Annotated in this window: 25 protein-coding genes and 1 pseudogene; 20 read left to right on the top strand and 6 right to left on the bottom strand. The window is 65.6% G+C overall.

What is annotated here, in order from left to right; genetic code table 11:
• Positions 1-59 precede the first annotated feature (59 nt).
• The gene (locus tag ACP7A3_RS02410; RefSeq protein WP_426254834.1) at positions 60-995 is read right to left on the bottom strand and encodes a LysR family transcriptional regulator; all 936 of its coding nucleotides are present in this window, start codon (positions 993-995) and stop codon (positions 60-62) included.
• A gap of 109 nt (positions 996-1104) precedes the next feature.
• On the opposite strand from ACP7A3_RS02410, the gene ACP7A3_RS02415 reads away from it, so the two are divergent.
• Genes ACP7A3_RS02415 through pcaF form a run of 11 tightly spaced genes read left to right on the top strand, consistent with a single transcriptional unit; the run spans position 1105 to position 10573 of the window.
• Positions 1105-2262 (top strand): muconate/chloromuconate family cycloisomerase, encoded by a 1158-nt coding sequence (locus ACP7A3_RS02415; protein ID WP_426254835.1) that lies wholly within the window; start codon positions 1105-1107, stop codon positions 2260-2262.
• A 3-nt stretch (positions 2263-2265) separates the two neighbouring features.
• Positions 2266-2556 carry a muconolactone Delta-isomerase gene (catC, locus tag ACP7A3_RS02420; RefSeq protein WP_426254836.1) on the top strand — a complete coding sequence of 97 codons (291 nt, stop codon included), beginning with the start codon at positions 2266-2268 and terminating at the stop codon, positions 2554-2556.
• Between the two features lie 59 nt (positions 2557-2615).
• Entirely contained in the window at positions 2616-3509 is an 894-nt protein-coding gene (locus ACP7A3_RS02425; RefSeq protein ID WP_426254837.1) for a dioxygenase, read from the top strand.
• A gap of 19 nt (positions 3510-3528) precedes the next feature.
• Positions 3529-4905 carry a Rieske 2Fe-2S domain-containing protein gene (locus tag ACP7A3_RS02430; protein ID WP_426254838.1) on the top strand — a complete coding sequence of 459 codons (1377 nt, stop codon included), beginning with the start codon at positions 3529-3531 and terminating at the stop codon, positions 4903-4905.
• Positions 4902-5390, top strand: a complete 489-nt coding sequence (benB, locus tag ACP7A3_RS02435; protein WP_061779862.1) for a benzoate 1,2-dioxygenase small subunit — start codon at positions 4902-4904, stop codon at positions 5388-5390. Before ACP7A3_RS02430 ends, benB begins: the two co-directional genes overlap by 4 nt.
• Positions 5391-5414: 24 nt before the next feature.
• Positions 5415-6446: a benzoate 1,2-dioxygenase electron transfer component BenC gene (benC, locus tag ACP7A3_RS02440; protein WP_294305420.1), complete on the top strand. Its 1032-nt coding sequence runs from the start codon at positions 5415-5417 to the stop codon at positions 6444-6446.
• A complete protein-coding gene (gene benD, locus ACP7A3_RS02445) occupies positions 6443-7219 on the top strand; it encodes a benzoate diol dehydrogenase BenD (protein ID WP_058752205.1) in 777 nt (258 codons plus the stop codon). Before benC ends, benD begins: the two co-directional genes overlap by 4 nt.
• A gap of 10 nt (positions 7220-7229) precedes the next feature.
• Complete coding sequence (locus ACP7A3_RS02450) at positions 7230-7943, top strand: CoA transferase subunit A (protein ID WP_061779865.1); 714 nt, start codon at positions 7230-7232, stop codon at positions 7941-7943.
• Positions 7940-8590 carry a 3-oxoacid CoA-transferase subunit B gene (locus ACP7A3_RS02455; protein WP_426254839.1) on the top strand — a complete coding sequence of 217 codons (651 nt, stop codon included), beginning with the start codon at positions 7940-7942 and terminating at the stop codon, positions 8588-8590. The genes ACP7A3_RS02450 and ACP7A3_RS02455 overlap by 4 nt, the downstream gene beginning before the upstream one ends.
• The gene (gene pcaD / locus ACP7A3_RS02460; RefSeq protein ID WP_426254840.1) at positions 8590-9366 is read left to right on the top strand and encodes a 3-oxoadipate enol-lactonase; all 777 of its coding nucleotides are present in this window, start codon (positions 8590-8592) and stop codon (positions 9364-9366) included. The genes ACP7A3_RS02455 and pcaD overlap by 1 nt, the downstream gene beginning before the upstream one ends.
• A gap of 4 nt (positions 9367-9370) precedes the next feature.
• Positions 9371-10573 carry a 3-oxoadipyl-CoA thiolase gene (gene pcaF, locus ACP7A3_RS02465; RefSeq protein ID WP_426254841.1) on the top strand — a complete coding sequence of 401 codons (1203 nt, stop codon included), beginning with the start codon at positions 9371-9373 and terminating at the stop codon, positions 10571-10573.
• Between the two features lie 45 nt (positions 10574-10618).
• Here pcaF and ACP7A3_RS02470 read toward each other — a convergent pair whose 3' ends face one another.
• The 3 genes from ACP7A3_RS02470 to ACP7A3_RS02480 form a co-directional block, all read right to left on the bottom strand.
• Entirely contained in the window at positions 10619-11737 is a 1119-nt protein-coding gene (locus ACP7A3_RS02470; protein WP_153007073.1) for an NAD(P)-dependent alcohol dehydrogenase, read from the bottom strand.
• 39 nt (positions 11738-11776) lie between these two features.
• Positions 11777-13234 carry a benzaldehyde dehydrogenase gene (locus ACP7A3_RS02475; RefSeq protein ID WP_426254842.1) on the bottom strand — a complete coding sequence of 486 codons (1458 nt, stop codon included), beginning with the start codon at positions 13232-13234 and terminating at the stop codon, positions 11777-11779.
• A gap of 1071 nt (positions 13235-14305) precedes the next feature.
• Positions 14306-15217: a LysR family transcriptional regulator gene (locus tag ACP7A3_RS02480; protein WP_426254843.1), complete on the bottom strand. Its 912-nt coding sequence runs from the start codon at positions 15215-15217 to the stop codon at positions 14306-14308.
• Between the two features lie 96 nt (positions 15218-15313).
• Here ACP7A3_RS02480 and ACP7A3_RS02485 point away from each other — a divergent pair, with 96 nt between their 5' ends.
• From ACP7A3_RS02485 to ACP7A3_RS02500, 4 genes are all read left to right on the top strand, one after another.
• Positions 15314-15643 carry a nuclear transport factor 2 family protein gene (locus tag ACP7A3_RS02485; RefSeq protein WP_426254844.1) on the top strand — a complete coding sequence of 110 codons (330 nt, stop codon included), beginning with the start codon at positions 15314-15316 and terminating at the stop codon, positions 15641-15643.
• Positions 15640-16344 carry an SDR family oxidoreductase gene (locus ACP7A3_RS02490; RefSeq protein ID WP_426254845.1) on the top strand — a complete coding sequence of 235 codons (705 nt, stop codon included), beginning with the start codon at positions 15640-15642 and terminating at the stop codon, positions 16342-16344. Before ACP7A3_RS02485 ends, ACP7A3_RS02490 begins: the two co-directional genes overlap by 4 nt.
• Positions 16332-16427, top strand: a complete 96-nt coding sequence (locus ACP7A3_RS02495; RefSeq protein ID WP_426254846.1) for a hypothetical protein — start codon at positions 16332-16334, stop codon at positions 16425-16427. The genes ACP7A3_RS02490 and ACP7A3_RS02495 overlap by 13 nt, the downstream gene beginning before the upstream one ends.
• Positions 16428-16706: 279 nt before the next feature.
• Complete coding sequence (locus ACP7A3_RS02500) at positions 16707-16907, top strand: hypothetical protein (protein WP_426254847.1); 201 nt, start codon at positions 16707-16709, stop codon at positions 16905-16907.
• Here ACP7A3_RS02500 and ACP7A3_RS02505 read toward each other — a convergent pair.
• Positions 16904-18061 (bottom strand): GGDEF domain-containing protein, encoded by a 1158-nt coding sequence (locus ACP7A3_RS02505; RefSeq protein WP_426254848.1) that lies wholly within the window; start codon positions 18059-18061, stop codon positions 16904-16906. The two genes, ACP7A3_RS02500 and ACP7A3_RS02505, sit on opposite strands and share 4 nt — an antisense overlap.
• A gap of 360 nt (positions 18062-18421) precedes the next feature.
• Between ACP7A3_RS02505 and ACP7A3_RS02510 the strand changes: the two genes are divergently transcribed.
• The 5 genes and pseudogenes from ACP7A3_RS02510 to ACP7A3_RS02530 all read left to right on the top strand — a co-directional run.
• Positions 18422-18694, top strand: coding sequence for a PadR family transcriptional regulator (locus tag ACP7A3_RS02510; RefSeq protein WP_294203072.1), 273 nt, complete (start codon positions 18422-18424; stop codon positions 18692-18694).
• A complete protein-coding gene (locus tag ACP7A3_RS02515; protein WP_426254849.1) occupies positions 18691-19335 on the top strand; it encodes a hypothetical protein in 645 nt (214 codons plus the stop codon). Before ACP7A3_RS02510 ends, ACP7A3_RS02515 begins: the two co-directional genes overlap by 4 nt.
• Positions 19336-19478: 143 nt before the next feature.
• The gene (locus ACP7A3_RS02520; RefSeq protein ID WP_426254850.1) at positions 19479-20006 is read left to right on the top strand and encodes a hypothetical protein; all 528 of its coding nucleotides are present in this window, start codon (positions 19479-19481) and stop codon (positions 20004-20006) included.
• A gap of 175 nt (positions 20007-20181) precedes the next feature.
• Positions 20182-20505 (top strand): UrcA family protein, encoded by a 324-nt coding sequence (locus ACP7A3_RS02525; protein WP_426254851.1) that lies wholly within the window; start codon positions 20182-20184, stop codon positions 20503-20505.
• 510 nt (positions 20506-21015) lie between these two features.
• Positions 21016-21294: pseudogene (locus ACP7A3_RS02530) on the top strand (MarR family winged helix-turn-helix transcriptional regulator); the annotation flags it as partial.
• A 185-nt stretch (positions 21295-21479) separates the two neighbouring features.
• Here ACP7A3_RS02530 and ACP7A3_RS02535 read toward each other — a convergent pair.
• Positions 21480-23243 carry an adenylyl cyclase gene (locus ACP7A3_RS02535; protein WP_426254852.1) on the bottom strand — a complete coding sequence of 588 codons (1764 nt, stop codon included), beginning with the start codon at positions 23241-23243 and terminating at the stop codon, positions 21480-21482.
• Between the last annotated feature and the right edge of the window lie 177 nt (positions 23244-23420).

A 23420-nucleotide genomic window follows, 5' to 3' on the forward strand; every position in this document is an offset into this window, starting at 1 on the left:
GCGCATCGTGCGTCCAAGACCAACTCTATATGGCGTTCATACCTGGAAGGTTGGTCGGATCAGGCTATCAGATGCTCCTCGGCGAGCAGCGCTTCGGGCACGCCATACCCCCAATCCACGTATTTGCGGGCGATGATCCTAAGGAAGGAGCAGATTTCCGGTGAGAGGTCGCCGACCCGGTGGCTCATGATGATCGGTGAATAAGCGGGCTCGATCAGATCGAGATAGCGTACATCCTCGGTCCGCGCCTTGCGCACCGACTCCGGGATCACCGCCACTCCCTCTTCCGCCGCGACCAGGCCGATCGCGATCTGCAACTCGCGCGCCTCGACGATCCGGTTCGGACTCAAGCCATTGTCGTGGAACAGCGACAGCACTTGGTCGGCATAGCTGGGGCGTGGCGCGCTGGGATAGAGAACCAGCTTTTCGCGCGCGAGCGCCGACAGCGACACCGGCGCACCGTCCCGCCCCAGCGCGCTGCCGATCGGGACCGCCGCGATCAGCGCTTCGCGGCGAAGAACGGTACGCCGCACCGCCGAATCGTCGAAACGGATGCGACCGAAACCGATATCGATCCGCCCTTCCTTCAGCGCCGCGATCTGGTCCAGCGTCGAGCTTTCGACCAGGGTCAGCTCGACATCGGGCATCTCCGCGCGAAATTCGCGGATCAAGGCCGGCAGGCGCGCATAGATGGTCGAGGCGACGAAACCGATCGTGAAGCGTCGCCGGTCGGTCGCGATCGCGGCATCCATCATCGTCCGCATGTCATCCACACGCCGCAGCACCTGCACCGCCTGATCGTGGAACAACTGCCCCATCGGGGTCAGCGACAGCGGCCGGCTCGTCCGGTCGATCAACGCCGCACCGACCTCCGCCTCCAGTTGCTGGATCGACCGGCTGAGCGGCGGCTGCGCCATATGCAACCGCTCGGCCGCGCGATTGAAGTTCCGCTCCGCCGCAACCGTGACGAAGTAACGAAGCTGACGCAGGTCCATCACCGTATACCCTCAAAGTATCGCCAGAAGACCATAATGATCTTTGCGCGTCCAGAGTGGCGGGCATAGCTGAAGAGGGAATTCGAACCAAACTGCTTAGGAAGAGGTCATGGCCACGATCGCCGAGTTCGATACCTATATCGTCGATATCCCGACGATCCGGCCACATGTGCTCGCGATGGCGACCATGTACCACCAGTCGATCGTGCTGGTGCGCCTGCGCGACTCCGACGGCGTCGAGGGGATCGGCGAAGGCACGACCATCGGTGGCCTCAGCTATGGCGAGGAGAGCCCGGAGGGGATCAAGCTCACCATCGAAACCTATATCGCTCCCGTTCTCAAGACCTGCGACCCGACGCAGGTCGGCGCCGCAATCGCCAAGGTCGGCAAGAGCGTCTTCGGCAACCACATCGCGAAATGCGCGGTCGAAACGGCCTTGCTCGACATGGCGGGCAAGCGACTGGGCGTGCCGGTCTCCACGCTGATCGGCGGCGGCGCGGTCCGCGATCGGCTGCCCATCGCCTGGACGCTGGCCAGCGGCGATACCGCGCGCGACATCGAGGAAGCAGAACGGGTTCTCGCCGAGCGGCGGCATAACATCTTCAAGCTCAAGATCGGCAAGCGCGACGTTCGCGCCGATGTCGCCCATGTCGCCGCGATCAAGCGCGCGGTGGGCGACCGGGGCAGCGTGCGCGTCGACGTCAACCAGAACTGGAGCGAGGCGCAGGCCGATCTCGGCATGAAGCTACTGGAGGAGGCGGGCGTCGATCTGGTCGAACAGCCGGTCGCGCGCCACGATCATGCCGCGATGGCGCGGCTGTCCGCCAAGCATGTCATCCCGCTGATGGCGGACGAGGCACTGCACGGGCCCGCCGACGCCTTCGCCATCGCGACATGCGGCGGGGCGCGGGTCTTCGCGGTCAAGATCGCCCAGTCCGGCGGCCTGCTCCCCGCCCATACCGTGGCGACGATCGCGCAGGCGGGCGGCGTCGGGCTCTATGGAGGTACGATGCTGGAGGGCGGGGTCGGCACCGCGGCGTCGGCGCATCTCTTCGCTACCCTGCCCTCTCTGGCCTGGGGGACCGAGTTGTTCGGCCCACTCCTGCTGACCGAAGACATATTGGCCGAGCCTCTGCACTATGCCGATTTCCACCTGAGCGTGCCGACCGGCCCCGGCCTGGGCATCGCGCTGGACGAGGACCGCGTCGCGTTCCACCGACGCGACCGTCGCTCCCCTACCCTTCATGTCGTCGCGGGAAGAGGTTGAACCATGTTGTTTCACGTCGAAATGGATGTCGACATTCCGCTCGGCTTCGATGCCGAGGAAGCGGCACGGCTCAAGGCCGCCGAGAAGGCCCGTTTCCAGGAGCTGCAACGCGCGGGCACCTGGCGCCACATCTGGCGGGTGATCGGCCAATACGCCAATGTCAGCATCTTCGATGTCGGCTCCAATGCCGAGTTGCACGACATCCTGATGAGCCTGCCGCTCTACCCCTTCATGACGATCCGCGTGACGGCGCTGTGCCGTCACCCCTCGTCCCTCCACGACGACGACCGCTGACGATCGGAACCGCACGACCGCCGACGAGCGGCCGGACAGACAGAATATAGGAGAGTGTGATGGATATCAGCTTCGTGAAAACCCCCGCCATCCAGGATCTGCTCTATCGCGTCGCGGGCACGGCCTCGGACAAGGGCGATCCGCGCGCGAAGGCGATCCTGCGCGATCTGGTGGAATCGCTGATGGTGCTGATCGTCAAGCACGACATCGACGAGAACGAAGTCTGGGGCGCGGTCAACTTCCTCCAGAACGGTGCGGGCGAGTTCGGGCTGCTGATGCCGGGCGTCGGCCTCGAACATTTCCTCGACCTCTATATGGACGCCAAGGACGCCGAGGCGGGCAAGACCGGCGGCACGCCCCGCACCATCGAGGGGCCGCTCTATGTCGAGGGCGCGCCGCTGGTCGACAATGACGCCAACCTGACCGACGATCCCGACGATACCGACACGCTCTACATGGCCGGACGGGTCACGGGACCGGACGGCGAGCCGGTCACGAACGCCATCCTCCATGTCTGGCACGCCAATTCCAAGGGCTTCTACTCGCATTTCGACCCCACCGGCGAGCAGACGCCGTTCAACAACCGCCGCCGCATCCGGCTGGGCGACGATGGGCGCTATGCGTTCCATTCCAAGATGCCCAACGGCTATAGCGTGCCACCCGGCGGTGCCTCCGATCGGTTGATGCAGGTGCTCGGCCGCCACGGCAACCGCCCGGCCCATGTCCATTTCTTCATCGAGGCACCCGGCTATCGCCAACTGACGACGCAGATCAATTTCGGCGACGACCCCTTTGCCGCCGACGACTTCGCGTTCGGCACCCGCGAGGGGTTGCTGCCGGTGCCGAACCGCCAGGGCGACACCGCGCACATCGCCTTCGATTTCCAGCTCCAGCGCGCCGACGATGCCGAGGAGGAAGCCTTCTCGCACCGCGCCCGTCTCGCCGTCGCCTGATCCCCGGAAGGATATTGTCATGACCGACCTTCGCGAACGCCTTGCCACCGCTGTCGTCGACGATCCCGCCACCGGAGCCTTCCGGTGCCGCCGCGACGTGTTCACCGACCCCGCGCTGTTCGAGCTGGAGATGCAGCACATCTTCGAGGGCAATTGGGTCTATCTGGCGCATGAAAGCCAGATCCCGGAGAATAACGACTATCTCACCACCCATATCGGTCGCCAGCCGATCATCATCACCCGCGACAAGACCGGGACGCTGAACGCTGTCATCAACGCCTGCGCGCATCGCGGCGCGATGCTGTGCCGTCGCAAGCACGGTAACAAGGGCAGCTTCACCTGCCAGTTCCATGGCTGGACCTTCAGCAATGCGGGCAAGCTGCTGAAGGTCAAGGACGGCAAGACCGGCGATTATCCCGCCGGGTTCAACACCGAGGGGTCGCACGACCTGACCCGCGTCGCCCGGTTCGAGAATTATCGCGGCTTCCTGTTCGGCAGCCTGAACGCCGACGTGCCGCCGCTCGAGGACTGGCTCGGCTCGACGCGCATGGTCATCGACCAGATGGTCGACCAGGCACCCGACGGGCTGGAGGTGCTGCGCGGCAGTTCGACCTATGTCTATGACGGCAACTGGAAGCTGCAGATCGAAAACGGTGCCGACGGCTATCATGTCAGTGCGGTCCACTGGAATTATGCGGCGACCGCCAACCGCCGCGCGGAGGACTCGATCAAGGCGGTCGATGTCGATGGCTGGTCCAAGAGCGTCGGCGGCGTTTATGCGTTCGACCACGGCCATATCCTGCTCTGGACGAAGCTGCTTAACCCCGAGGTTCGCCCGATCTATGCGCATCGCGAGGCGCTGGCGGCGCGGATCGGCGAGGAGCGCGCAGAATTCATCGTCGGGCAGACACGCAATCTGTGCCTCTATCCCAACGTCTATCTGATGGACCAGTTCTCGACCCAAATCCGCGTCGTCCGCCCGATCTCGGTCGATCGCACTGAAGTGACCATCTATTGCTTCGCGCCGAAGGGCGAGAGCGACGCCGACCGCGCCTTGCGCATCCGGCAATATGAGGATTTCTTCAACGTCAGCGGCATGGGCACACCCGACGATCTGGAGGAATTCCGCTCCTGCCAGAAAGCCTATGAGGGCGCGGGCGAACTGTGGAACGACCTGAGCCGCGGGGCGACGCGTTGGATCGCCGGACCGGACGGAAACGCGCGCGCCATGGGCATCGAACCGCTGCTCAGCGGCGAGCGCAGCGAGGACGAGGGCCTGTTCGTCCGCCAGCATGAATATTGGGCGCAGTCGCTGATCGCCGCGATCGACCGTGACGGCGGCGGGAATGGTGGTGCCAAGCTGCGCCCGGTCGACCGGCTGGAGGTAGCGGCATGAGCCTGACCTACGACCGGCTCCTCGCCTTCCTCTACCGCGAGGCACGGCTGCTCGACGATCGGCAATGGGACGAGTGGCTGGAATGCTACGCCCCGCACGCAGTCTTCTGGATGCCCGCCTGGGACGATGACGACATGCTGGTGGAAGATCCGCAGCGCGAGATTTCGCTCATCTACTATCCCGATCGCACCGGGCTGGAGGACCGCGTCTTCCGGATCAAGACCGAGCGATCGGGGGCGAGCATGCCCGAGCCGCGCACCAACCACACCGTCTCGAACGTCGAGATCCTCGGCGAGGCCGACGGGCAGATGCAGGTGCGGTTCAACTGGCACACGCTGAGCCACCGTTACAACGAGACGCTGAGCTTCTTCGGCACGTCCTTCTACACGATCGACGCGACCGGCGCGCAGCCGCTCATCACCAACAAGAAGGTCGTCCTGAAGAACGACTATATCCGCCAGGTGATCGACGTTTATCACGTCTGATGCCCGGCGCCCGGAGAGGATATCATGGGCTACCGTATCGCATTGAACTTCGAGGATGGCGCGACGCGCTTCATCACCTGCGCCCCGGGTGAGACGGTGCTGGACGCCGCGTTCCGCCAGAGGATCAACCTGCCGATGGACTGTTCCGACGGCGTGTGCGGCACCTGCAAGTGCCGCTGCGAACAGGGTGCCTATGATCTCGGCGACGACTATATCGACGAGGCGCTGACCGCCGACGAGGCGGAGGAAGGGCTGGTCCTGACCTGCCAGATGCGCGTCTCGTCCGATTGCGTCGTCGCGGTGCCCGTCCCCTCCTCCGCCTGCAAGGTGAAGCCCGCCGTGCATGAGGGCGCGGTGGCGGCGGTGGACCTGGTGTCCGACAGCACGATCCTCCTCACCCTGCGGCTGGACGATCCGGCTGCGCTCGGCTTCCTGCCCGGCCAATATGTGAATCTGGCGGTGCCGGGCACGGACCAGCACCGCGCCTATTCGTTCAGTTCCAAACCCGGCGCGGCGGAGGCCAGCTTCCTGATCCGCAACATGCCCGGCGGGCTGATGAGCGGATGGCTGACATCCATGGCCAAGCCCGGCGCGCGCATGAGCTTCGTCGGCCCGCAAGGCAGCTTCTTCCTGCGGGCGGTGGAGCGGCCGACGATCCTGCTGGCGGGTGGCACCGGCTTGGCCCCGATCCTGTCGATGTTGGAGGTGCTGGCCGATACCGGGACGGACCAGCCGCTCCACTTGATCTACGGCGTGACCCGGGACGGCGACATGGTCGAGGTCCCACGGATCGAGGCGCTGGCAGGCCGCCTCCCCTCGCTGAGCTGGACCGCGTGCGTCGCCGATCCCGAGAGCGCGCATCCGCTGAAAGGCTATGTCACCGATCATCTAACCGATACGCATCTGAACGCGGGCGATTGCGATATCTATCTGTGTGGGCCGCCGCCCATGGTCGAGGCGGTGCGGGGCTTCCTGCGCGACAAGGGCGTCGAGCCCCGGCATTTCCACTATGAAAAATTCGCGCCGAGCGAAGCGCCGGTTGCGGTGGCGGCATGACATTCGCCGGACGCTTTCGCGACAAGGTGATGGTGGTGACCGGGGCCGCCCAGGGCATCGGCCGCGGCGTGGCGCTGCGCGCCGCCGCCGAGGGTGCTGCCGTCCTGCTGGTCGACCGCGCCGACTTCGTTTCCGACGTCGCGCGGGAAGCGGGCGAGCGGGCGGCGTTTTTCGTGTGCGACCTCGAAACCCATGACGGAGCGGCCGCCGCGATGGCAGCGGCGGTGACCGCCTTTGGCCGCGTCGACATCCTCGTCAACAATGTCGGCGGCGCGATCCGCATGCGTCCCTTCGCCGCCTTCGAGCCGGAGCAGATCGAGGCGGAAATCCGCCGTTCGCTGATGCCGACGCTGTGGGGCTGTCACGCCGTCCTACCGATCATGTTGGGCCAGGGCGGCGGCACGATCGTCAACGTGTCGTCCAACGCGACGCGCGGCATCCGGCGCGTTCCCTATTCGGCGGCGAAGGGCGGGATCAACGCCCTCACCCAGGCCCTCGCAATGGAATATGGCGCGGCGGGCATCCGCGTCGTCGCGACCGCGCCCGGCGGCACGCAGGCACCGCCGCGCATCGTGCCACGCAACCCGAATGGCGACGACACCCGCGAACAGGCCTGGATGGCCGAGGCGGTGGAGCAGGTCACCAGCTCCACCTTCCTGGGGCGCTATGCCACGCTGGACGAGCAGATCGCGCCGATCCTCTTCCTGGCCTCGGACGAGGCTTCCTACATCACCGGCTCGGTCCTGCCCGTGGCCGGTGGCGATCTGGGCTGACTGGAGCGATATGAAGAGCAAGATTTACCCCTCGCCCGCCGCGGCGCTGGACGGGCTGTTGTTCGACGGCATGACGATCATGTCGGGCGGGTTCGGCCTGTCGGGCAATCCCGAGAGCCTGATCCCGGAAGTCCGCGCGAGCGGGGTCAAGGGCCTGACCGTCATTTCCAACAATGCCGGGGCGGACGGCTTCGGCCTGTGGATGCTGCTGGAAAGCCGTCAGGTCGCCAAGATGATCTCGTCCTATGTGGGCGAGAACAAGCTGTTCGAGCAGCAATATCTTTCGGGCGAGCTGGAGCTGGAATTGAACCCGCAGGGCACGCTCGCCGAGCGCATCCGTGCCGGGGGCGCGGGAATCCCGGCCTTCTACACCAAGACCGGCGTCGGCACGGTCGTCGCCGAGGGCAAGCCGGTCGAGACGTTCGAGGGGCAGGATTATGTCCGCGAGACCTGGTTGCGCGCCGACCTGTCGATCATCAAGGCGTGGAAGGCCGATCCGGCGGGCAATTTGATGTTCCGCAAGACCGCGCGCAACTTCAACCCGAACATGGCGACCGCCGGCAAGGTGACCGTGGTCGAGGTGGAGGAGATCGTCGAAGCGGGCGCGCTCGACCCCGACGCCATCCACACGCCGGGCATCTATGTCGATCGCATCGTGCTGAGCACGATCAACGAGAAGCGTATCGAGAAACTGACGACCCGCGCGCGGGAGGATGTGGCATGAGTTGGACGCGTGATGAGATGGCGGCGCGCGCCGCCCGCGAGCTTCAGGACGGTTTCTACGTCAACCTCGGCATCGGCATCCCGACGCTGGTGGCCAACCATGTCCCCGCCGGGATCGACGTAACGCTGCAGTCCGAAAACGGGCTGCTGGGCATCGGTCCTTTTCCTTACGAGGGAGAGGCGGACCCGGACCTGATCAACGCGGGCAAGCAGACGGTCACGACGCTGCCGACCTCCAGCTTCTTCTCCAGCGCCGACAGTTTCGCGATGATCCGCGGCGGCCATATCGACATGGCGGTGCTGGGCGCGATGGAAGTATCGGCGGGCGGCGACATCGCCAACTGGACCATTCCGGGCAAAATGGTGAAGGGCATGGGTGGCGCGATGGACCTGGTCGCGGGCGTCCAGCGCATCGTCGTGGTGATGGACCATGCCAGCAAGACCGGCAGCCCGAAGATCCTGTCCGAATGCACGCTGCCGCTGACCGGCAAGGCCTGTGTCGACCTGATCATCACCGACCTGTGCGTCATGGCCTGCGACAAGCCGGGGCTGCGGCTGATCGAACTGGCACCGGGCGTGACGCTCGATGAGGTCCGCGCCAAGACCGGGGCACCGTTCGCGGCGGATATGCTGGAAGGCGTCGCCTGATGCCGTTCGTCACATCCGATGGGACCTGTATCTATTGGAAGGTCGAGGGCGAAACCGATCGGCCGCGCCTCGTACTGCTCAATTCGATCGGCACCGACATGGACCTGTGGAGCCCGGTCCTGCCGCTGCTGCGCGAACACGCCACGCTGCTGAGGATCGACACCCGTGGGCATGGCGCGTCGGACGCGCCGCCGGGCGACTATAGCCTGGCCGGATTGGCCCGTGACGTCGCGGCGGTGCTGGACGCGGCCGGATGGGATAGCGCCCAGGTCGCTGGTGTGTCGCTGGGCGGCATGATCGCGATGCAGATGGCGCTGGACAGGCCGGAGCGGGTGACGGGCCTGATACCGATCTGCACCTCCGCCACGATGGACCGTGCCGCATGGACCACGCGCGTCGATACGGTCCGGCGCGACGGCATGGCGGGGATCGTCGATCTGGCCATGTCGCGTTTCCTCTCCCCCGCCTTCATCGCCGAGCGGCCCGGCCATGCGGCGACGATCCGTCGCGGACTGCTCACCATGCAGGCCGAGGGCTATGCCGGATGTGCCGCCGCGATCCGCGACATGGCCCTGGCCGATCGGTTGGGTGGGATCGCCTGTCCGACCCTGGTGATCTCGGGCGACCGCGACAGCTCGACGCCCTATGTCGGCCATGGCGAGCATCTGGTCTCGGCCATTCCCGGCGCGCGGCATGTCGCCCTTCCCGCCGCCCATCTCGCGCCGCTCGAAGCGCCCGATGCGCTGGCCGACGCTATCCTGAACCATCGGAGTTGACCCCATGACCGCCGCTTTCATCTGCGACGCCGTTCGGACCCCGATCGGGCGCCTGAACGGCGCGCTGGCCGATATCCGCGCCGACGACCTCGCCGCCGTGCCGATCCGCGCCTTGGTCGAGCGTAACCCGGGCGTCGATTGGAGCGCGGTCGACGACAGCATCCTCGGCTGCGCCAACCAGGCGGGCGAGGACAATCGCAACGTCGCGCGCATGGCCGTATTGCTGGCGGGACTGCCCGAAGCGGTGCCCGGCACGACGGTCAACAGGCTGTGCGGATCGGGCCTCAACGCGGTCGGCTGCGCGGCGCAGGCGATCCGCTCGGGCGATGCCGAGTTGATCATCGCGGGCGGTGTCGAGAGCATGACCCGCGCGCCCTATGTCATGGGCAAGGCCGCCTCCGCCTTCGACCGCGCACAGAAGATTGAGGACACGACCCTCGGCTGGCGCTTCGTCAACCCGGCGATGAAGGCGGCGTACGGCGTCGACACGATGCCGCAGACCGGCGAGAATGTCGCCGATCAATGGCGCATCTCGCGCGAGGATCAGGACCGCTTCGCGCTGGCCAGCCAGCAAAAGGCCGCCGCCGCCATCGCCAGCGGCCGGATGGCGGCCGAGATCGTCCCCGTCACCATCCCCCAGAAAAAGGGCGAGCCGCGCATCGTCACGCAGGACGAGCATCCGCGCGCGACCAGCCTTGAGGTGCTCGCCAAGCTGAAACCGGTCGTCCGCGCCGACGGCACCGTGACGGCGGGCAACGCCTCCGGACTGAACGACGGGGCGGCCGCGATGATCGTCGCGTCCGAAGCGGCGGCGGGGCGATACGGCCTGACGCCCCGCGCACGCATCCTGGGCATGGCCGCCGCCGGGATCGCACCACGCATCATGGGCGTCGGCCCCATCGAAGCGGCGCGCAAGCTGTGCCGCCTGACCGGCGTCGCGATCGACGATGTCGACGTGATCGAACTCAACGAGGCCTTTGCCAGCCAGGCGATCGCGACCCTGCGCGACCTGGGGCTGGCGCAGGACGATCCCCGCGTGAACCGCAACGGTGGCGCCATCGCGCTGGGGCATCCGCTGGGCATGTCGGGCGCGCGGATCGTCATGACCGCCGTCGAGGAACTGCACCAGACGCAAGGGCGCTATGCGCTGGCCTTCATGTGCATCGGCGTGGGCCAGGGCATTGCCCTGATGATCGAACGGGTCTGACGCCCGAGACGGGCGGGGGCACGGCGTCCCCCGCCCGCTTTGCCATCAGGCGGGCAGCCGCAAAATGGGCTTGATCGTCACGCCGCTCTCGCTGTCCGCGACCGCCTGGTTGATATCGGCGAAGTCGTAGAATTTCACCAGCCGGTCGAAGGGGAAGCGCCCCTGGGCGTGGAGCGCGATCAGCTCGGGGATGAAGACCTGCGGCACGACATCGCCCTCCACGATGCCCATGATGCGCTTGCCCGGCACCATGACCATGTTCACGTCGAAGCTCGCTTCGGTGCCCAGCTTGGGCGCGCCGACGATGCCGCAGGTCCCCATGATGGTCAGCGCGTCGATCGCCTGGCGCAGCACCTCTGGCCGACCGCTGCTCTCCAGCGTGAAGTCCGCGCCGCCGCCGGTGATCTCGCGGATCGCTTCCACCGCATCGGTCTCACGGCTGTTGACGACATGCGTGGCGCCGAGCTCCTTCGCGAGGTCGAGTCGGCTGGGCGTCACGTCGACCGCGATGATCGTGGTCGCGCCCGCGACGCGCGCCGCCATGATCGCGCTGAGCCCGACCGCGCCCGACCCGAACGCGGCGAAGCTCGCGCCCGACGGCACTTCCAGCGCGCGCAGCACGGCCCCTGCCCCGGTCTGGATACCGCAGCCGAGCGGCCCGAGCAGTTCCAGCGGCGCGTCCTTCGCGACCTTCACGATGTTGCGCTCGTGCGCCATTGCGAAACTGCCAAAGGAGGACTGACCGAAGAAGTGATCGTGCAGCGCCCCGCCATGGGCATCGCACGTGGCCGTCGAGCCGTCCTTGCGGCCACCGCCGAAGTTCAGCGCAAAGAAGTCGCCGCAATGCGCCGGGTGGCCGGTCAGGCACGGACCGCAGACGCCGCACGACGCGAAGCTGAGCACGACATGGTCGCCCGGCTCGACGGCGGTCACGCCCGGCCCCACCGCCTCGACCACGCCCGCGCCTTCATGGCCGAGGACGGCGGGCAGCGGCACCGGGTAATATTGGTCGCGCACGATGATGTCGGTGTGGCACACCCCCACCGCCACGATCCGCACGAGCACCTCGCCCCCTTGCGGTGACGCAATCTTCGCTTCCTCGATCGCAAAGGGGGCGCCCTGGTCGCGAACCACGGCGGTGGTGATGCTGCGCATCTCGGTCATTATCGTCTCCTGCATCATGATATGTGGTTGGGTGGGCGGTCAGAAGGGATAGGCGGGCGCGGCGCCCTTCACCGTCACCCACTGCCAATGGGTGAACTCCTCCCAATTGGCCGGGCCGCCGATCGCGGAGCCGTTGCCGGAAGCGCCCACCCCGCCGAAGGGGTTGACCACCTCGTCGTTCACCGTCTGGTCGTTGATGTGGAGCAGGCCCGCGCGCAGCCGTTCGCCCAGCGCCATGGCTCGGCCGACATCCTTCGAGATCACCGCCGCCGACAGGCCGTATTCGGTGTCGTTGGCGAGCGCGACCGCCTCGTCGTCCGTGTCGAACGGCACCAGCACCGCGACGGGGCCGAAAATTTCCTCCTCGAACGCCGCCATGCCCGGCTTCACCCCGTCCAGCACCGTAGGTGCCAGACACAGACCTTGAACGGTGCCGCCCGCCATCACCCGCGCCCCGGCGGCGACGCTGCGATCGAGAATGTCGAGCGCATGGTCGAGCTGCGGCTGGCTGATGAGCGGACCGACCGCCACCGTGCCCGACATCGGATCTCCAGCGGGCAGCGCCTTCGCCTTCTCGGCCAGTCGGGTAGCAAAGGCGTCGAAGATCGCACGATGCACCAGGATGCGGCCCGCCGTCATGCAGATTTGCCCCTGATGCAGCCATGCCCCCCAGGCCGCATTGCGCGTCGCGAGGTCGAGATCGGCATCGTCCAGCACGATCAGCGTGTTCTTGCCACCCAGTTCCAGCGAGACCTTCTTGAGGTGACGGCTCGCCGCCTCGCCGACCTTTCGGCCCGCCCCGGTCGAGCCGGTGAACTGGATCATCGCGACATTCGGGTCCGCGCACAAAGCCGCCCCCGCCTCGCCGCCGCCGGGCAGCACCGACAGCACGCCTGCGGGCAAACCCGCCAGCTCGAAAAGTCGCGCGATTACCAGTCCGCCGCAGATCGCGGTGCGAGGGTCGGGCTTGAGCACCACCGCATTGCCCACCGCCAGCGCGGGCGCCACCGCGCGCATCGCCAGATAGAGCGGAAAGTTGAACGGCGCGATCACCCCGACCACGCCCAGCGGACGACGGCGCGCCAGGCTCAGCCGCCCCGGCTCGCTGGGCAGGACGAGCCCCTGCGCCTGATTCGGCATCGCCGCCGCCAGCTCGATCGCCTTGATCGTGATCGCCAGCTCGAACTCCGCCTTGGCGCGCACCGAGCCGCTTTCCCGCATGGTCCAGGTCACGATCTCCTCGGCATGCGCCCTCGCCAGCGCCGCCGCCTGCACGAAAACGCCCGCCCGGACATCCGCCGTCGCCGCGGCCCAGCCCTGCTGCGCGGCGCGGGCCGCCGTCGCCGTTTTGGTGACCGTGGCGGCATCGACCGAGGCGGCCCGTGCCAAAACCGCGCCAGTCGCCGGTTCGAGGACGTCATAGCCTTGGCCGCCCTCGATCCAGTGTCCGTCGAAGAACCGGCCGTCGAGATGCGCGGCGTCGAGCAGGGATGTCATTTCGCTCTCCATCATGATCGTTCAAATATTAGATGGCGCGGTACCGAGGGCCCTCGCGCCTTTGGTCAGGCATGAACGGTAGCATGGATCAAGTGGGCCATGCGCTGGTGGCGCCCACAGCTGTCGGAGCCCTCCACCAGACCCGCCGAACATCCCCGGCGCGGCCGGCATACCGAATGCCGTCGGAATGGCATGATACCCATCATCCGCTTCCTCTCCATGGTATGTCGCATTCTGTTGTTGCGACTGGTCCGAAGCTCTCGCTTTTGTGGAGGCAAGCATGTCGGAGCCGGTGCTTTCCGTCCAACACCAACTTTATATCCTGTCGATACCTGCAAGGTTGTTGGGTGTATTTATTCCTGCCCGGTGAACAACGCGCGGGTAATGGAGAAGGCCATTAATCTTGTCCTCGCCGTCCGACACGCTAAGTTATCCCTCTCAACCGCGTTGGTACAGCAAGCAGGTACAGCGTGGCTGATCGTCAGACGCAAAAAGCTCGCAAATCCGCGCTTTTTGTCATTGTGACATCCCTCCCGTAGGGGTCACCAGCCGGTCGCTGGATTGGCGCAAATGCGTGATTCGCGGACAGGTTGGATAAACGGTAGGCAAGGCGGTTAGGCAAAGTCACGACCCGCGCTCGTCCAAAAACTGGCTGACGACCTTCGCGATAGCCGCCTCGGCAAGCTGCTCCTGCGCCGCGTCCGCTACGTAAGTCGCCACCTCGGCATCCCCTTTCCAGGCGCCCACAGCCTTCATCGCTGTTGCGTTGCCTCGACCGCGGCCATGCGCCGAGCGATGGCTTTTCGCAGGTCGTGCGCCCTGCATTGCGGCAAGCCTGCCTCGTCGCACCACTCACGCATCTTGTTACCCAGCCCCGCCACAATGAACGGCTGCCCGTAATAGTTGATCAGATAGCTCGTCAGTTCATGTCAGTTGACGACGACAGGCGGACGCCATCCGCCTGGTCCGTCGGACGACATTACCGCAAGCAAACAAGCCGCCCCGGATCGCACATCGTGACACGCGTCATCTGTAGGAGGGTGTTTATCGCATCGCCCGCAGCAGTCACGCTCAGGACTGCACGAGGCGTCCAGCGGCGAAGTCACGGGCAAGCGCGATGAAGGCTTGCAAGGCCGCCGAGGAATTGCGCCGATTGGAATAGTACAGGCACAGCGGTTCAAGCGGCGGCGTCCAGTCTTCGAGGATGCGCACGAGCCGGCCCGCCGCGATATCATCGCGAACGTCCGCTTCCATGAAATAGCCGATCCCGATGCCATTCGTCGCTGCAATCCGCGACAGTGAGGCCTCGTCGAGCGTGATCGGCCCCACGACGTCGATCTGCAGTTCCTCGCCGTCCTTCTCGAAGCGCCATTGGAACAGGGCGCCGTTCGGCAAGCGGATGCGCAGGCATGGGTAGCTCAGCAATTCCTGCGGCACCTGGGGTATCGTCCGGTTTTCGAAAAAGGCGGGTGACGCCGCGACGGCCATGCGGCGAACTTGACCCAGCGGGATGGCGATCGCGTCGCTCGGCACGAAGTCAGCGCTACGCACCCCCAGATCGAAGCCCGCTGCTACGACGTCGACCAGCCGTCCCTCGGTGACGAGATCGATATGCACCTGCGGGTAACGCCGTAGATAGGCCAAGATGAGAGGCGCCATGATTTCCCGCGCCGCGGTCGCGAAGGCGTTTATGCGTAACGTGCCTGATGGCACCTCCTGCTGCGAGCGTGCGGTGTTCATCGCCTTCTGGATGTCTTCAAGCGCGGGCTTGATCTGTCCGACGAAAATTCGCCCGGCGTGCGTGAGCGAGACGCTGCGCGTGGTGCGGTTGAACAGCCGCACCGCCAGCTCGCGTTCGAGCTTGCCCACCGCGTTGCTGATCGCGGTCGTCGACAGGCCGAGGTCGAGCGCCGCCGCACGGAACGAGCCACACCGGACAATGGCAAGCACCGCCTCGAGTTCGATCAGCGAATGACGACCCATTATCCCGATTTCCGTGACATGCTATGCCGATTTGTCTCAATTATCACGTGGAATGTCCATCGCTAGATCGGGGTCATCGCCAGCGAGGAGATGACCATGTCCATGGACTTACCCAGCCCCATCGCCGATTATGTCGAGGCGAACGCCCGTCTCGATGTCGACGGCATGTTGACGCCCTTCCAGCCCGACGCCGTCGTCATTGATAACGGCAAGCGGTTCGAAGGACGGCCGGCCATTCGGCAGCTGCTCGAAGACGACGTGATCCCGGTGAAGGCGATCTTCACGCCCGACAGCGTCCGGGAAGAGGGCGGCGCTGTCGTCGTCGAAGGTCCCGCGCACGGTGACTTCCCGGGCAGTCCGCTCCGCTTCACCTACCGCTTTCATCTGACGAACGGTGCCATCGAGACCTTGGAGATCACCGTATGAGCATCACGATCGATCCCACCGAATTTGCCGGCAAGCGTGTGCTTGTCAGCGGGGGAACCAAGGGCCTCGGCCGCGCGACCGTCAAACGCTTCCTGGCCGGCGGCGCACGGGTCATCACGGCTGCGCGGGCAATCAAGGACACGATCGATGGCGTCGACTACGTCCAGGCGGACCTGACCACGCCTGACGGCGGCGCGGCATGTGCCAGGGAAGCGCTCCAGCGGCTGGGCGGGATCGACATCCTCGCTCATGTCGTCGGTGGTTCGGCCTCGCCGGCTGGTGGCTTCACCGCCTTGACCGACAAACACTGGCTTGCCGAGCTGAACGTGAACCTATTGGCAACCGTGCGGCTCGATCGCCTGCTGATCCCGCAGATGGTCGAGCGGGGCGACGGCGTTGTGGTGCATGTCACCTCAATCCAGTCCGTTCTTCCGCTGCCAGATTCGACGACCGGTTACGCCGCCGCGAAAGCGGCACTTCGGACCTATAGCAAGTCGATCTCCAAGGAGCTTGGGCCGAAGGGTGTGCGGGTCAACGCCGTGTCGCCCGGCTGGATCATGACGGACGCCACAGGCGACTTCTCGCGAGGCTTCAGGCAGCCAATGGCGGCACGCTCGAAGACGCCCGCCGGTCCGTGCTCGACGCGCTGGGTGGGATTCCGATCGGCCGGGGAGCCGAACCTGACGAGGTGGCCGACCTGATCGCCTATCTCGCCGCCGACCGCGCCGCCGCGATCCACGGCGCAGAGTTCGTCATCGACGGCGGGACGATCCGCACCGTTTGAGCATCTGGCCGTTGCTCGCCCCGGACGGCGAGCAACGGCCTAGGCTGTCCTCGCCTTAACCCAGTTATGGTCATTCAGCTTCTTGGCGAAGCTTATGCAAAGCGGACGTTGATTCATAAGTTAGGCGGCAGCGGCGGCTCGCCATCTACCCAGCGTGTAATGAGCGAGCGCAGGTCGCGACCGCTGGCAGCTTCCACGGCACACTTCAGATCGCTGCTCGCGATTATGCTATCGGCACGGGCGGCGGGCGAGCAGTTCGGCAACGCAAAGTAAATCGCGATGGTCACCGCAGAGCCCGGCGCCGACGCGCGCGGTCGTTTCGATCGGCTGATCCTCCACGGCATCGATACGCTCGATCCGCGCAGCGACGTGTTCGGAGCATGCTTCAGGCGGCCGGCGATGACCTTCGACAGGAACGGCAAGACGATCCCCAGCTATCGCTGGATCGGTATGCCGAGAGACCCGCACCTGTGGTGCTAGGCGGCATCCCGCACGAGGCTGACTTGATTGCGGCCGGCGCGCTTGGATCGATACAGCGCTTCGTCCGCCTCGGCGAGCAGGGCGGCGAAGCCCTCGCCCGCGACACTGCCGCTGGCGACGCCGATGCTGGCGGTGACGGGCGGCAGATCGCCGAACCGGCCCCATTCGCTCCGCCGGTGGGTCAGCACCGCTTCCTCGACCGCCGCACACACCCGGTCCGCCGTCTGCGCCGCGACGGCCAGCGAGCGGCCCGGCAGGACGAGCAGGAATTCGTCACCGCCCAGCCGGGCGAAGCGCGAGCCCGGACCGCCCACCTCGCGCACCGCTGCGGCCACCAGCTGGAGCGTGCGATCGCCTTCGGCATGACCCATCCGATCGTTGAGCGCCTTGAAATGATCGAGGTCGATCAGGATCAGCCCGGCGCGCCCCGTCATCCGCGCCCGCAGCCGATCGAGGCCGGTGCGGTTCAGCGCGCCCGTCAGCGCATCCTCGGTGGCGAGGCGCAGCAGCGCGCGCTCGGCCCGCTCGGCCGCGACCAGCGTCGGCAGGTTGCCGCGCATCGGCCAGCAGGCGGCCAGTGCCATCGCCATCCAGATATTGTTGATGAAATCGAAGTGCGAATTCATGCCGAGCGCAAATGCCGCCGACAGGCTGCCGCGGCCGAAGCCGATCACGGCGGTCAGGACGAAGGTGCCGCCAAGCATCCAGGCGGTGCGCAGGCGTTCGTGCCGGGCCAGATGCAAGGCCGTCACCGCGGCCCAGATGTCCACGATCATCATCGCATAATCGATATAGGCGATGCGCTGCAGGCGATGCGCGGGATCGTGCGACAGCAGGGGCACCAGCGAGACGGCCAGCAGCGCGGCGACCAGCCGCGGCCAATGGGGAGTGCGCCCGGCCAGCAGCCGCACGCCCTGCGTCACGAGCACCGCCCCGCACAGCGACAGGATGGCGCCGGCGGAGACGCGAAAGGCGCGATCGAGGGCCGGCAGGGTGAAGACCGCCATGCCGATACCCAGCATGACATAGCCGCCGCCCCAGAAACTCCGCCAGCCCGCCGCGCCCTCCCGCGTGCCCGATGCCAGCGTGACGAGCCCTGCGACGATCGTGAACAACGCCGTCAATGCGTAGATTGTCATTTGATCGAGCGGCAATCGTCTGCTCCCATGCCTCGTCACGCACGCGTTACCCCATCCAGGTTAATCAATCCTGCGTGGGCGCGAGCGTCGCCCGGTGCGCGATCTGTTCGGATGGACGATCGGCCATCGGCGGCTTGCTTCTGGCAGCTTCCCGGCACCAGAAACCCCCAAATGGTCATCCGAAGCCTTTCGCACGCGTCTTGATATGCGACATTCCTTCAGCTTCAGGTTAGCCGCCCATGCCAGCACTCTCGCGCGCCGGCAGCATTCCAAGCCTCAAGAGTCTCGCGACGTCGAGCGGTCAAACCCCGTTGACTCTTAAATCTACATATGTTGTCATTCGACATGGCACGAAACAGGCAACCCTCGAAACAGATGCGCCTCCTCCTGGCGGCCCTGTCGACCCAGCGCAGCGAATGGCGCCACGGCTATGACCTGCTGAAGGACACGGGGTTGTCGTCGGGCACGCTCTATCCCCTCCTGATGCGGATGAGCGACAACGGGCTGGTCGAGGCCGAATGGCGCGAGCCTGCGCAACCCGGGCGCCCGCCCCGCCATGTCTATCGACTGACCGCGAACGGTTTCGCGCTGGCGATGGAACTGACCAGCGGCGACGCGGCACTTTCCGGCAAGGAGATGCTGACATGAGGATGTCATTGTCCCGCGCGATCATGGCGATCGCCACGGCGTGCATGGGTGAGGACCGTCAAACCTGGTCCCAGGCGATGAAGGCCGAATATCATGCCGCAGCCGCCGAGGGGCAGGGACTATCCTTTGCGGCGGGTTGTCTCATTGCGGCGTGGCGGGAAATGTTGGGCAGCGCGACAGGGCGGTTCGTCCTCACCAGCTATGCCGTCGCGCTGGGCATCATGGTTCCGATGGCCACGATCGAGATCGGCTGTGCGGTCTTGGGCTTCCCTTATCTCTATCCCGATCAGCATGGCCTTCCGGGTGCGCTCCTCGTCGGCGGTTCCCATGAGGCGCTGCTGCGCCCCACCTATCTGGGAGCCATTCCGGCAATGGCGTTCATTCAACTCGTGGCTGGGGCCGGGCACCTGCGGCTCGCATGGTCACTGCTGGAGCGCGATTGGTCCAGCGCGCTTCGCTGGTCGCTGTGGACGTTGGCCGGAATGACCACGCTCGTCATCTTCATGGGAGTGTTTTTCCTCGATAGTCGGCAGGCGTTGATGCAGGGCTGCGTGGTCGGGATCGAACTGGCCATCCTCCTGGTCATCATGCGTCGGCACGCCGAGCTTCACCGCTTCGCTCCAACCGAGCATCCCGGCTGATTCTCTAGCCCAAGAACGACGGACGATCGAATGCGAAGCTTCGGGGTCATGATCCCGGAGAAGATGAAGGCACGCCTGCGTGCTGCCCATCACGGCCATTGCCCACGCTGAGGCGATGCCTCGGCTATCCATGGAGAGGTTGCATGCTGCGTTTGCCTTTATATCGCTCAGCCCTATGTTTGGCGGCTGCCGCGACCATCGCGGGCCTTGCCAGTGAAGCCGTCGCCCAACCGGAGCGCGTTCGATCAGAGGCAGCAGCGCCGTCGCCTTTCATGGGGCGATGGGAACTGGACCTGACGCGCATGCCCAGCACCTACGGACCGCCTCCCAAACGGGTCGTCTACAGCTTTCAGGACATCGGTGAAGGCAAGTGGCGGATGGTCGTCGACATCACCGGTCAGGACGGCCACGTCCGGCACATGGCGGCATCTTATCGTCCGGATGGAACGATGGCGCCCAGCGAGGGAGAAACGAGCGAGGCGGACAGCGTGGCCGTCATGACGCCGACCCCCAATGTGCTCGTGCTCAATATCGCGAAGGCGAAGAGGCTGGGATCGGTGAGGGTCTACATCGTGTCGGCGAACGGCAACGAAATGACCGAGTCTGCGGCGGGCCTCACCGACAAGGGAGAGCCGTTCGTGCGCAACTTCCACTACAGGCGATTGCGCTGAAGTTCTGGCTGCGGCCCCGGCCCGACTACCCAAGTGGGCGACAGGGTCGGGATCGACGACCAGCCGTCTGAACCGCACGCCGGTTCGTCAGAGCGGCATCGATCACAATCATCCGTCTTCAGCCGCGTGCGTGCCACGCCACGGAGGCTGTCGGCCCTCATACAAAGGCAAAGCCATGAAACGATCATGGGTGCTGAACGCACTTCTGCTGTCCGCCTGTGCAACGCCCCGCACGACGCCGCATCCACCACCCGACATGGTGGTGCGCTACGCCGACCTCGCGCTCGAGACCTCGGCTGGGCGGACCGAGCTCGTGGAGCGCGTAGACCGAGCGGCTCGAGACTTCTGTGCTGCCTACGATCCGCAGGACGACACTGCGATCTTTGACCCGCATCTTGCCAGCACCCGATACTGCCCCGGTTATGCGACCCTTCTGTTCATGAACAAAGCGCCTGCGTCCGTACGCCGCGCGTATCGTGAAGGCGTCGGTAGCAATTAAACCGACACCCCCATTGAGATAGCTCAATAAAGTTTACAGATTTCAATCGGCACAATTATCGAGGGACCCAAGACTGGGACATCCTTACACCGGCTCAATATTTAATGTATTTGCGGAGTTTATTTCGGGCTATTCATTCATAAAAAATTGCGTCGAAGACGATAATCAGCATTTGTCCGATTCAATAGAATGACTAGCTTCGGATGCCATACCGATCCGTCAAGCTGCGAGCGATCCTCTTTTACGATAATCAGCCGCTAACACCAAGGACGCTCCTTCCACCTTTCATGCCGACAAACGCTGTTGCCCCTAATGGACGAAAGCCGTTTCACTGTATCGCCCATCTGAAAGTGAGCGTCCCGGTTCACGAACGTCCGGCAGACGAAGCGTCTCACGGAAATGCGGCTGAGAGCGAAATTCGCAATCCCAATCACCCTAGGTGCCTTCAAGGTCCCGCCCCGCCACCAATTTCATCGCGATACTTGACTCCATCAACTATTCCGAGCCGGCATGGCGCACGTGGAAGATGCAGACATAACCGCCATCCGCCGGTTCAACCGCTTCTACACCCAGACAATCGGCGCACTTGATGCACGGTTCCTCGGGACCGAGACGACCCTGCCCTAAGCGCGGTTGCTGTTCGAGATCGCGACGCGCGAACCCGTCACCGCGACCGTGTTGCAGGATGCGCTCGACATGGACGCGGGCTATCTGAGCCGCCTGGTTGCGCGCTTCGAGAAGCGCGGCTGGATCGCGCGCGTACGGCGAAGTGATGATGCCCGCGCGCGCGGCGGATGCGATCTACGCGGCGATCGAGGCAGAGGCCACGCCGGCACCACGCGCGGTGCTCAGGCTTGTGCATAGCGCCGAGCCGGCTTGATCTCCCCTGTTATCGAGAATGTCGCCCGCGCTCCGCATTTGCCAAGCGACACGCCGCGAAATGTGTGGAGATAGCCACCACCGCCCTTCACCGATCAGCTTGCACTACTATCCCGAGCGTCGCCGTATTGCGTCAGCGTCTGGCGGATGCTGCCCGGCCGGGCGGCCTCTCCCGCGTCGTTGACCAGATGCGCGATCGTGCCCTTGCCGCCGCCCAAAGAGATCGTCGTGACATGCGAGACACGCACGCCCGGCGTATCGGGCACCTCCACGGCGCTTGCGAGCACGATCGACGGATCGGCGGTGAAATTGGCATAGATCCCCATGCCGACCGCCTGATGCCGGCGGACGTGATCGGCGACCTTGTACGCAGCCCACCCGCGCGGCGAATCCGAACGCCAGGCGCGCTGGCTAGGCGGATCATACGGCAATTCGTTCTGATAGAAGAAAGTGCGGCCGTCCTCGCCATTCCATAGCGTCTGCCAGCCCTGGAAATGCTCGACGAACAGGCCATAGCAGGTGACGTGATCCCCGTTGACGACGAGGCCGTGCGTCGCCCGGCTCTCGTCCCAGCCGACGTGGACGCGGCCGCCGTCGCGATCGCCGTGGTCGGCGCGCCAGATCCAGAGATGATCTCCGATGACATGGTGGCTGTTGATTTCCAGACAGGTCCCTGCGTTCCCCACGGCCGCCCCGCCGACGCGGAAGAAGAGATCGGCGAGCAGTGTCGGATTGTCACGATGATGACCGTCCGCGCCGCGCGGCCCGATTTGCACCAGCACCGGTGTCGTCTGGGGCCCGGCGTCGACCAGCAGTCCGGCGATCGTCACCCCCGGCACGTCGGCGACGGTGATGGCGGCCGATCCACCTTCGGCCAGAAGGGTCGCGAGACCGAGGCCGAGGACAACCGTATCGGCCCGCACCACGCGCAATGGTTCGCGCAGGCGATACACGCCGGGCGTCAGCAGCAGATGGCGCCCGGCCGCGAGCGCGCGGTTGATGGTCGCGACCGGCGTGGTCGGATCGGCGATCAGCACGGCGTCCAGCGACACATGGCGTCCGGCAGGTGCCCGATCCCAGGACATGCCGCGCGCCTCACGGCGGAGCGCCGGGACGAAGATCGTCCATTCGCCCCCCGGCCCGACGCACAGGAACGGCTTCTCGCGCACCACTGGCACGGTCGCCACCGTCGTATAGGGTGGGGTCGGGAAGCTCGACGCGGGCGCGCCCGCGACACCCATGAACATCATGTTCCAGTTCGATCCCTCCCAGCGCTGCATGCGGCTGTTGCGGGTGAACCATTGCTGCTGCGTACCGGAGCGGATCGTCCCGTCCACCCGGCAATCCGCCATGAAGCCGCCGCTCGACCAGCCGCCATCGTCCAGGGCGAGGTCGCCGGTCAGATGGATGCGGCGATAGGGCGCAGCCTGCGACACGGCCCAGCGATCCATATCGTCGGGAGGCCGGACCGTCAGATTTTCGACGCCGCGCCAGAAATTGACCAGCGCCATGCCCTTCGCCCAATCGGCCTCGGCATGCACATGGCCAGCCACGGTGACGTCGCCCGGCATGAGCCCTAAGCCCGCGACCTGCGTGAAGAAGCCGACGTTGATGTCGAGGTGGTGGTTGCCGGGTTTGAGCAAGATCGCGCGGCGCCGGTCGGTGAAATGCGCGCGCTCCTGTTCCTTGAACCAGCGGTCGATCACCGCCTGTGCGCCCGGCTCGTCGCCGTCGACGATCAGGACGTTCGGCCCCAGGTCGGGATCGCGCCGCCTGCCGACCGGCGCCGCGTTCGCAAACGTGCCGAATCCGATCGCCGCGATACCTGCGATCAGTTCCCGACGTGTCGTTGTCTGCATCCCGCCCTCTCCTACATTTCGGTGCCGCGTCGACAGCCTTGTCCTTTTAGCCTGGCACAGACTTAAGGAGCACTGTTCATGTGAACGGACAAATTTATAAACGCGCCGGCGCGCGTGCGCTTGTGGACAGGCGCACGCATAATAGGCCGTTGCTCCTATGACGCATGATGTACGTGA

The sequence above is a fragment of the Sphingomonas sp. DC5200-1 genome, assembly GCF_049897245.1.
Taxonomy (GTDB): Bacteria; Pseudomonadota; Alphaproteobacteria; order Sphingomonadales; family Sphingomonadaceae; genus Sphingomonas; species Sphingomonas aquatilis.

What these genes read in the sequence shown, in the direction of transcription:
- ACP7A3_RS02470 (WP_153007073.1), bottom strand. Translation starts at nt 11,737, where the DNA reads ATGACCGAGATGCGCAGCATCACCACCGCCGTGGTTCGCGACCAGGGC.
- ACP7A3_RS02520 (WP_426254850.1), top strand. Translation starts at nt 19,479, where the DNA reads ATGCTGCGTTTGCCTTTATATCGCTCAGCCCTATGTTTGGCGGCTGCC.
- ACP7A3_RS02510 (WP_294203072.1), top strand. Translation starts at nt 18,422, where the DNA reads ATGCGCCTCCTCCTGGCGGCCCTGTCGACCCAGCGCAGCGAATGGCGC.
- ACP7A3_RS02515 (WP_426254849.1), top strand. Translation starts at nt 18,691, where the DNA reads ATGAGGATGTCATTGTCCCGCGCGATCATGGCGATCGCCACGGCGTGC.
- benD (WP_058752205.1), top strand. Translation starts at nt 6,443, where the DNA reads ATGACATTCGCCGGACGCTTTCGCGACAAGGTGATGGTGGTGACCGGG.
- ACP7A3_RS02525 (WP_426254851.1), top strand. Translation starts at nt 20,182, where the DNA reads ATGAAACGATCATGGGTGCTGAACGCACTTCTGCTGTCCGCCTGTGCA.
- ACP7A3_RS02475 (WP_426254842.1), bottom strand. Translation starts at nt 13,234, where the DNA reads ATGACATCCCTGCTCGACGCCGCGCATCTCGACGGCCGGTTCTTCGAC.
- ACP7A3_RS02415 (WP_426254835.1), top strand. Translation starts at nt 1,105, where the DNA reads ATGGCCACGATCGCCGAGTTCGATACCTATATCGTCGATATCCCGACG.
- ACP7A3_RS02410 (WP_426254834.1), bottom strand. Translation starts at nt 995, where the DNA reads ATGGACCTGCGTCAGCTTCGTTACTTCGTCACGGTTGCGGCGGAGCGG.
- ACP7A3_RS02455 (WP_426254839.1), top strand. Translation starts at nt 7,940, where the DNA reads ATGAGTTGGACGCGTGATGAGATGGCGGCGCGCGCCGCCCGCGAGCTT.
- ACP7A3_RS02500 (WP_426254847.1), top strand. Translation starts at nt 16,707, where the DNA reads ATGGTCACCGCAGAGCCCGGCGCCGACGCGCGCGGTCGTTTCGATCGG.
- ACP7A3_RS02425 (WP_426254837.1), top strand. Translation starts at nt 2,616, where the DNA reads ATGGATATCAGCTTCGTGAAAACCCCCGCCATCCAGGATCTGCTCTAT.
- ACP7A3_RS02535 (WP_426254852.1), bottom strand. Translation starts at nt 23,243, where the DNA reads ATGCAGACAACGACACGTCGGGAACTGATCGCAGGTATCGCGGCGATC.
- ACP7A3_RS02485 (WP_426254844.1), top strand. Translation starts at nt 15,314, where the DNA reads ATGTCCATGGACTTACCCAGCCCCATCGCCGATTATGTCGAGGCGAAC.
- ACP7A3_RS02430 (WP_426254838.1), top strand. Translation starts at nt 3,529, where the DNA reads ATGACCGACCTTCGCGAACGCCTTGCCACCGCTGTCGTCGACGATCCC.
- benC (WP_294305420.1), top strand. Translation starts at nt 5,415, where the DNA reads ATGGGCTACCGTATCGCATTGAACTTCGAGGATGGCGCGACGCGCTTC.
- benB (WP_061779862.1), top strand. Translation starts at nt 4,902, where the DNA reads ATGAGCCTGACCTACGACCGGCTCCTCGCCTTCCTCTACCGCGAGGCA.
- pcaF (WP_426254841.1), top strand. Translation starts at nt 9,371, where the DNA reads ATGACCGCCGCTTTCATCTGCGACGCCGTTCGGACCCCGATCGGGCGC.
- ACP7A3_RS02450 (WP_061779865.1), top strand. Translation starts at nt 7,230, where the DNA reads ATGAAGAGCAAGATTTACCCCTCGCCCGCCGCGGCGCTGGACGGGCTG.
- catC (WP_426254836.1), top strand. Translation starts at nt 2,266, where the DNA reads ATGTTGTTTCACGTCGAAATGGATGTCGACATTCCGCTCGGCTTCGAT.
- ACP7A3_RS02490 (WP_426254845.1), top strand. Translation starts at nt 15,640, where the DNA reads ATGAGCATCACGATCGATCCCACCGAATTTGCCGGCAAGCGTGTGCTT.
- pcaD (WP_426254840.1), top strand. Translation starts at nt 8,590, where the DNA reads ATGCCGTTCGTCACATCCGATGGGACCTGTATCTATTGGAAGGTCGAG.
- ACP7A3_RS02480 (WP_426254843.1), bottom strand. Translation starts at nt 15,217, where the DNA reads ATGGGTCGTCATTCGCTGATCGAACTCGAGGCGGTGCTTGCCATTGTC.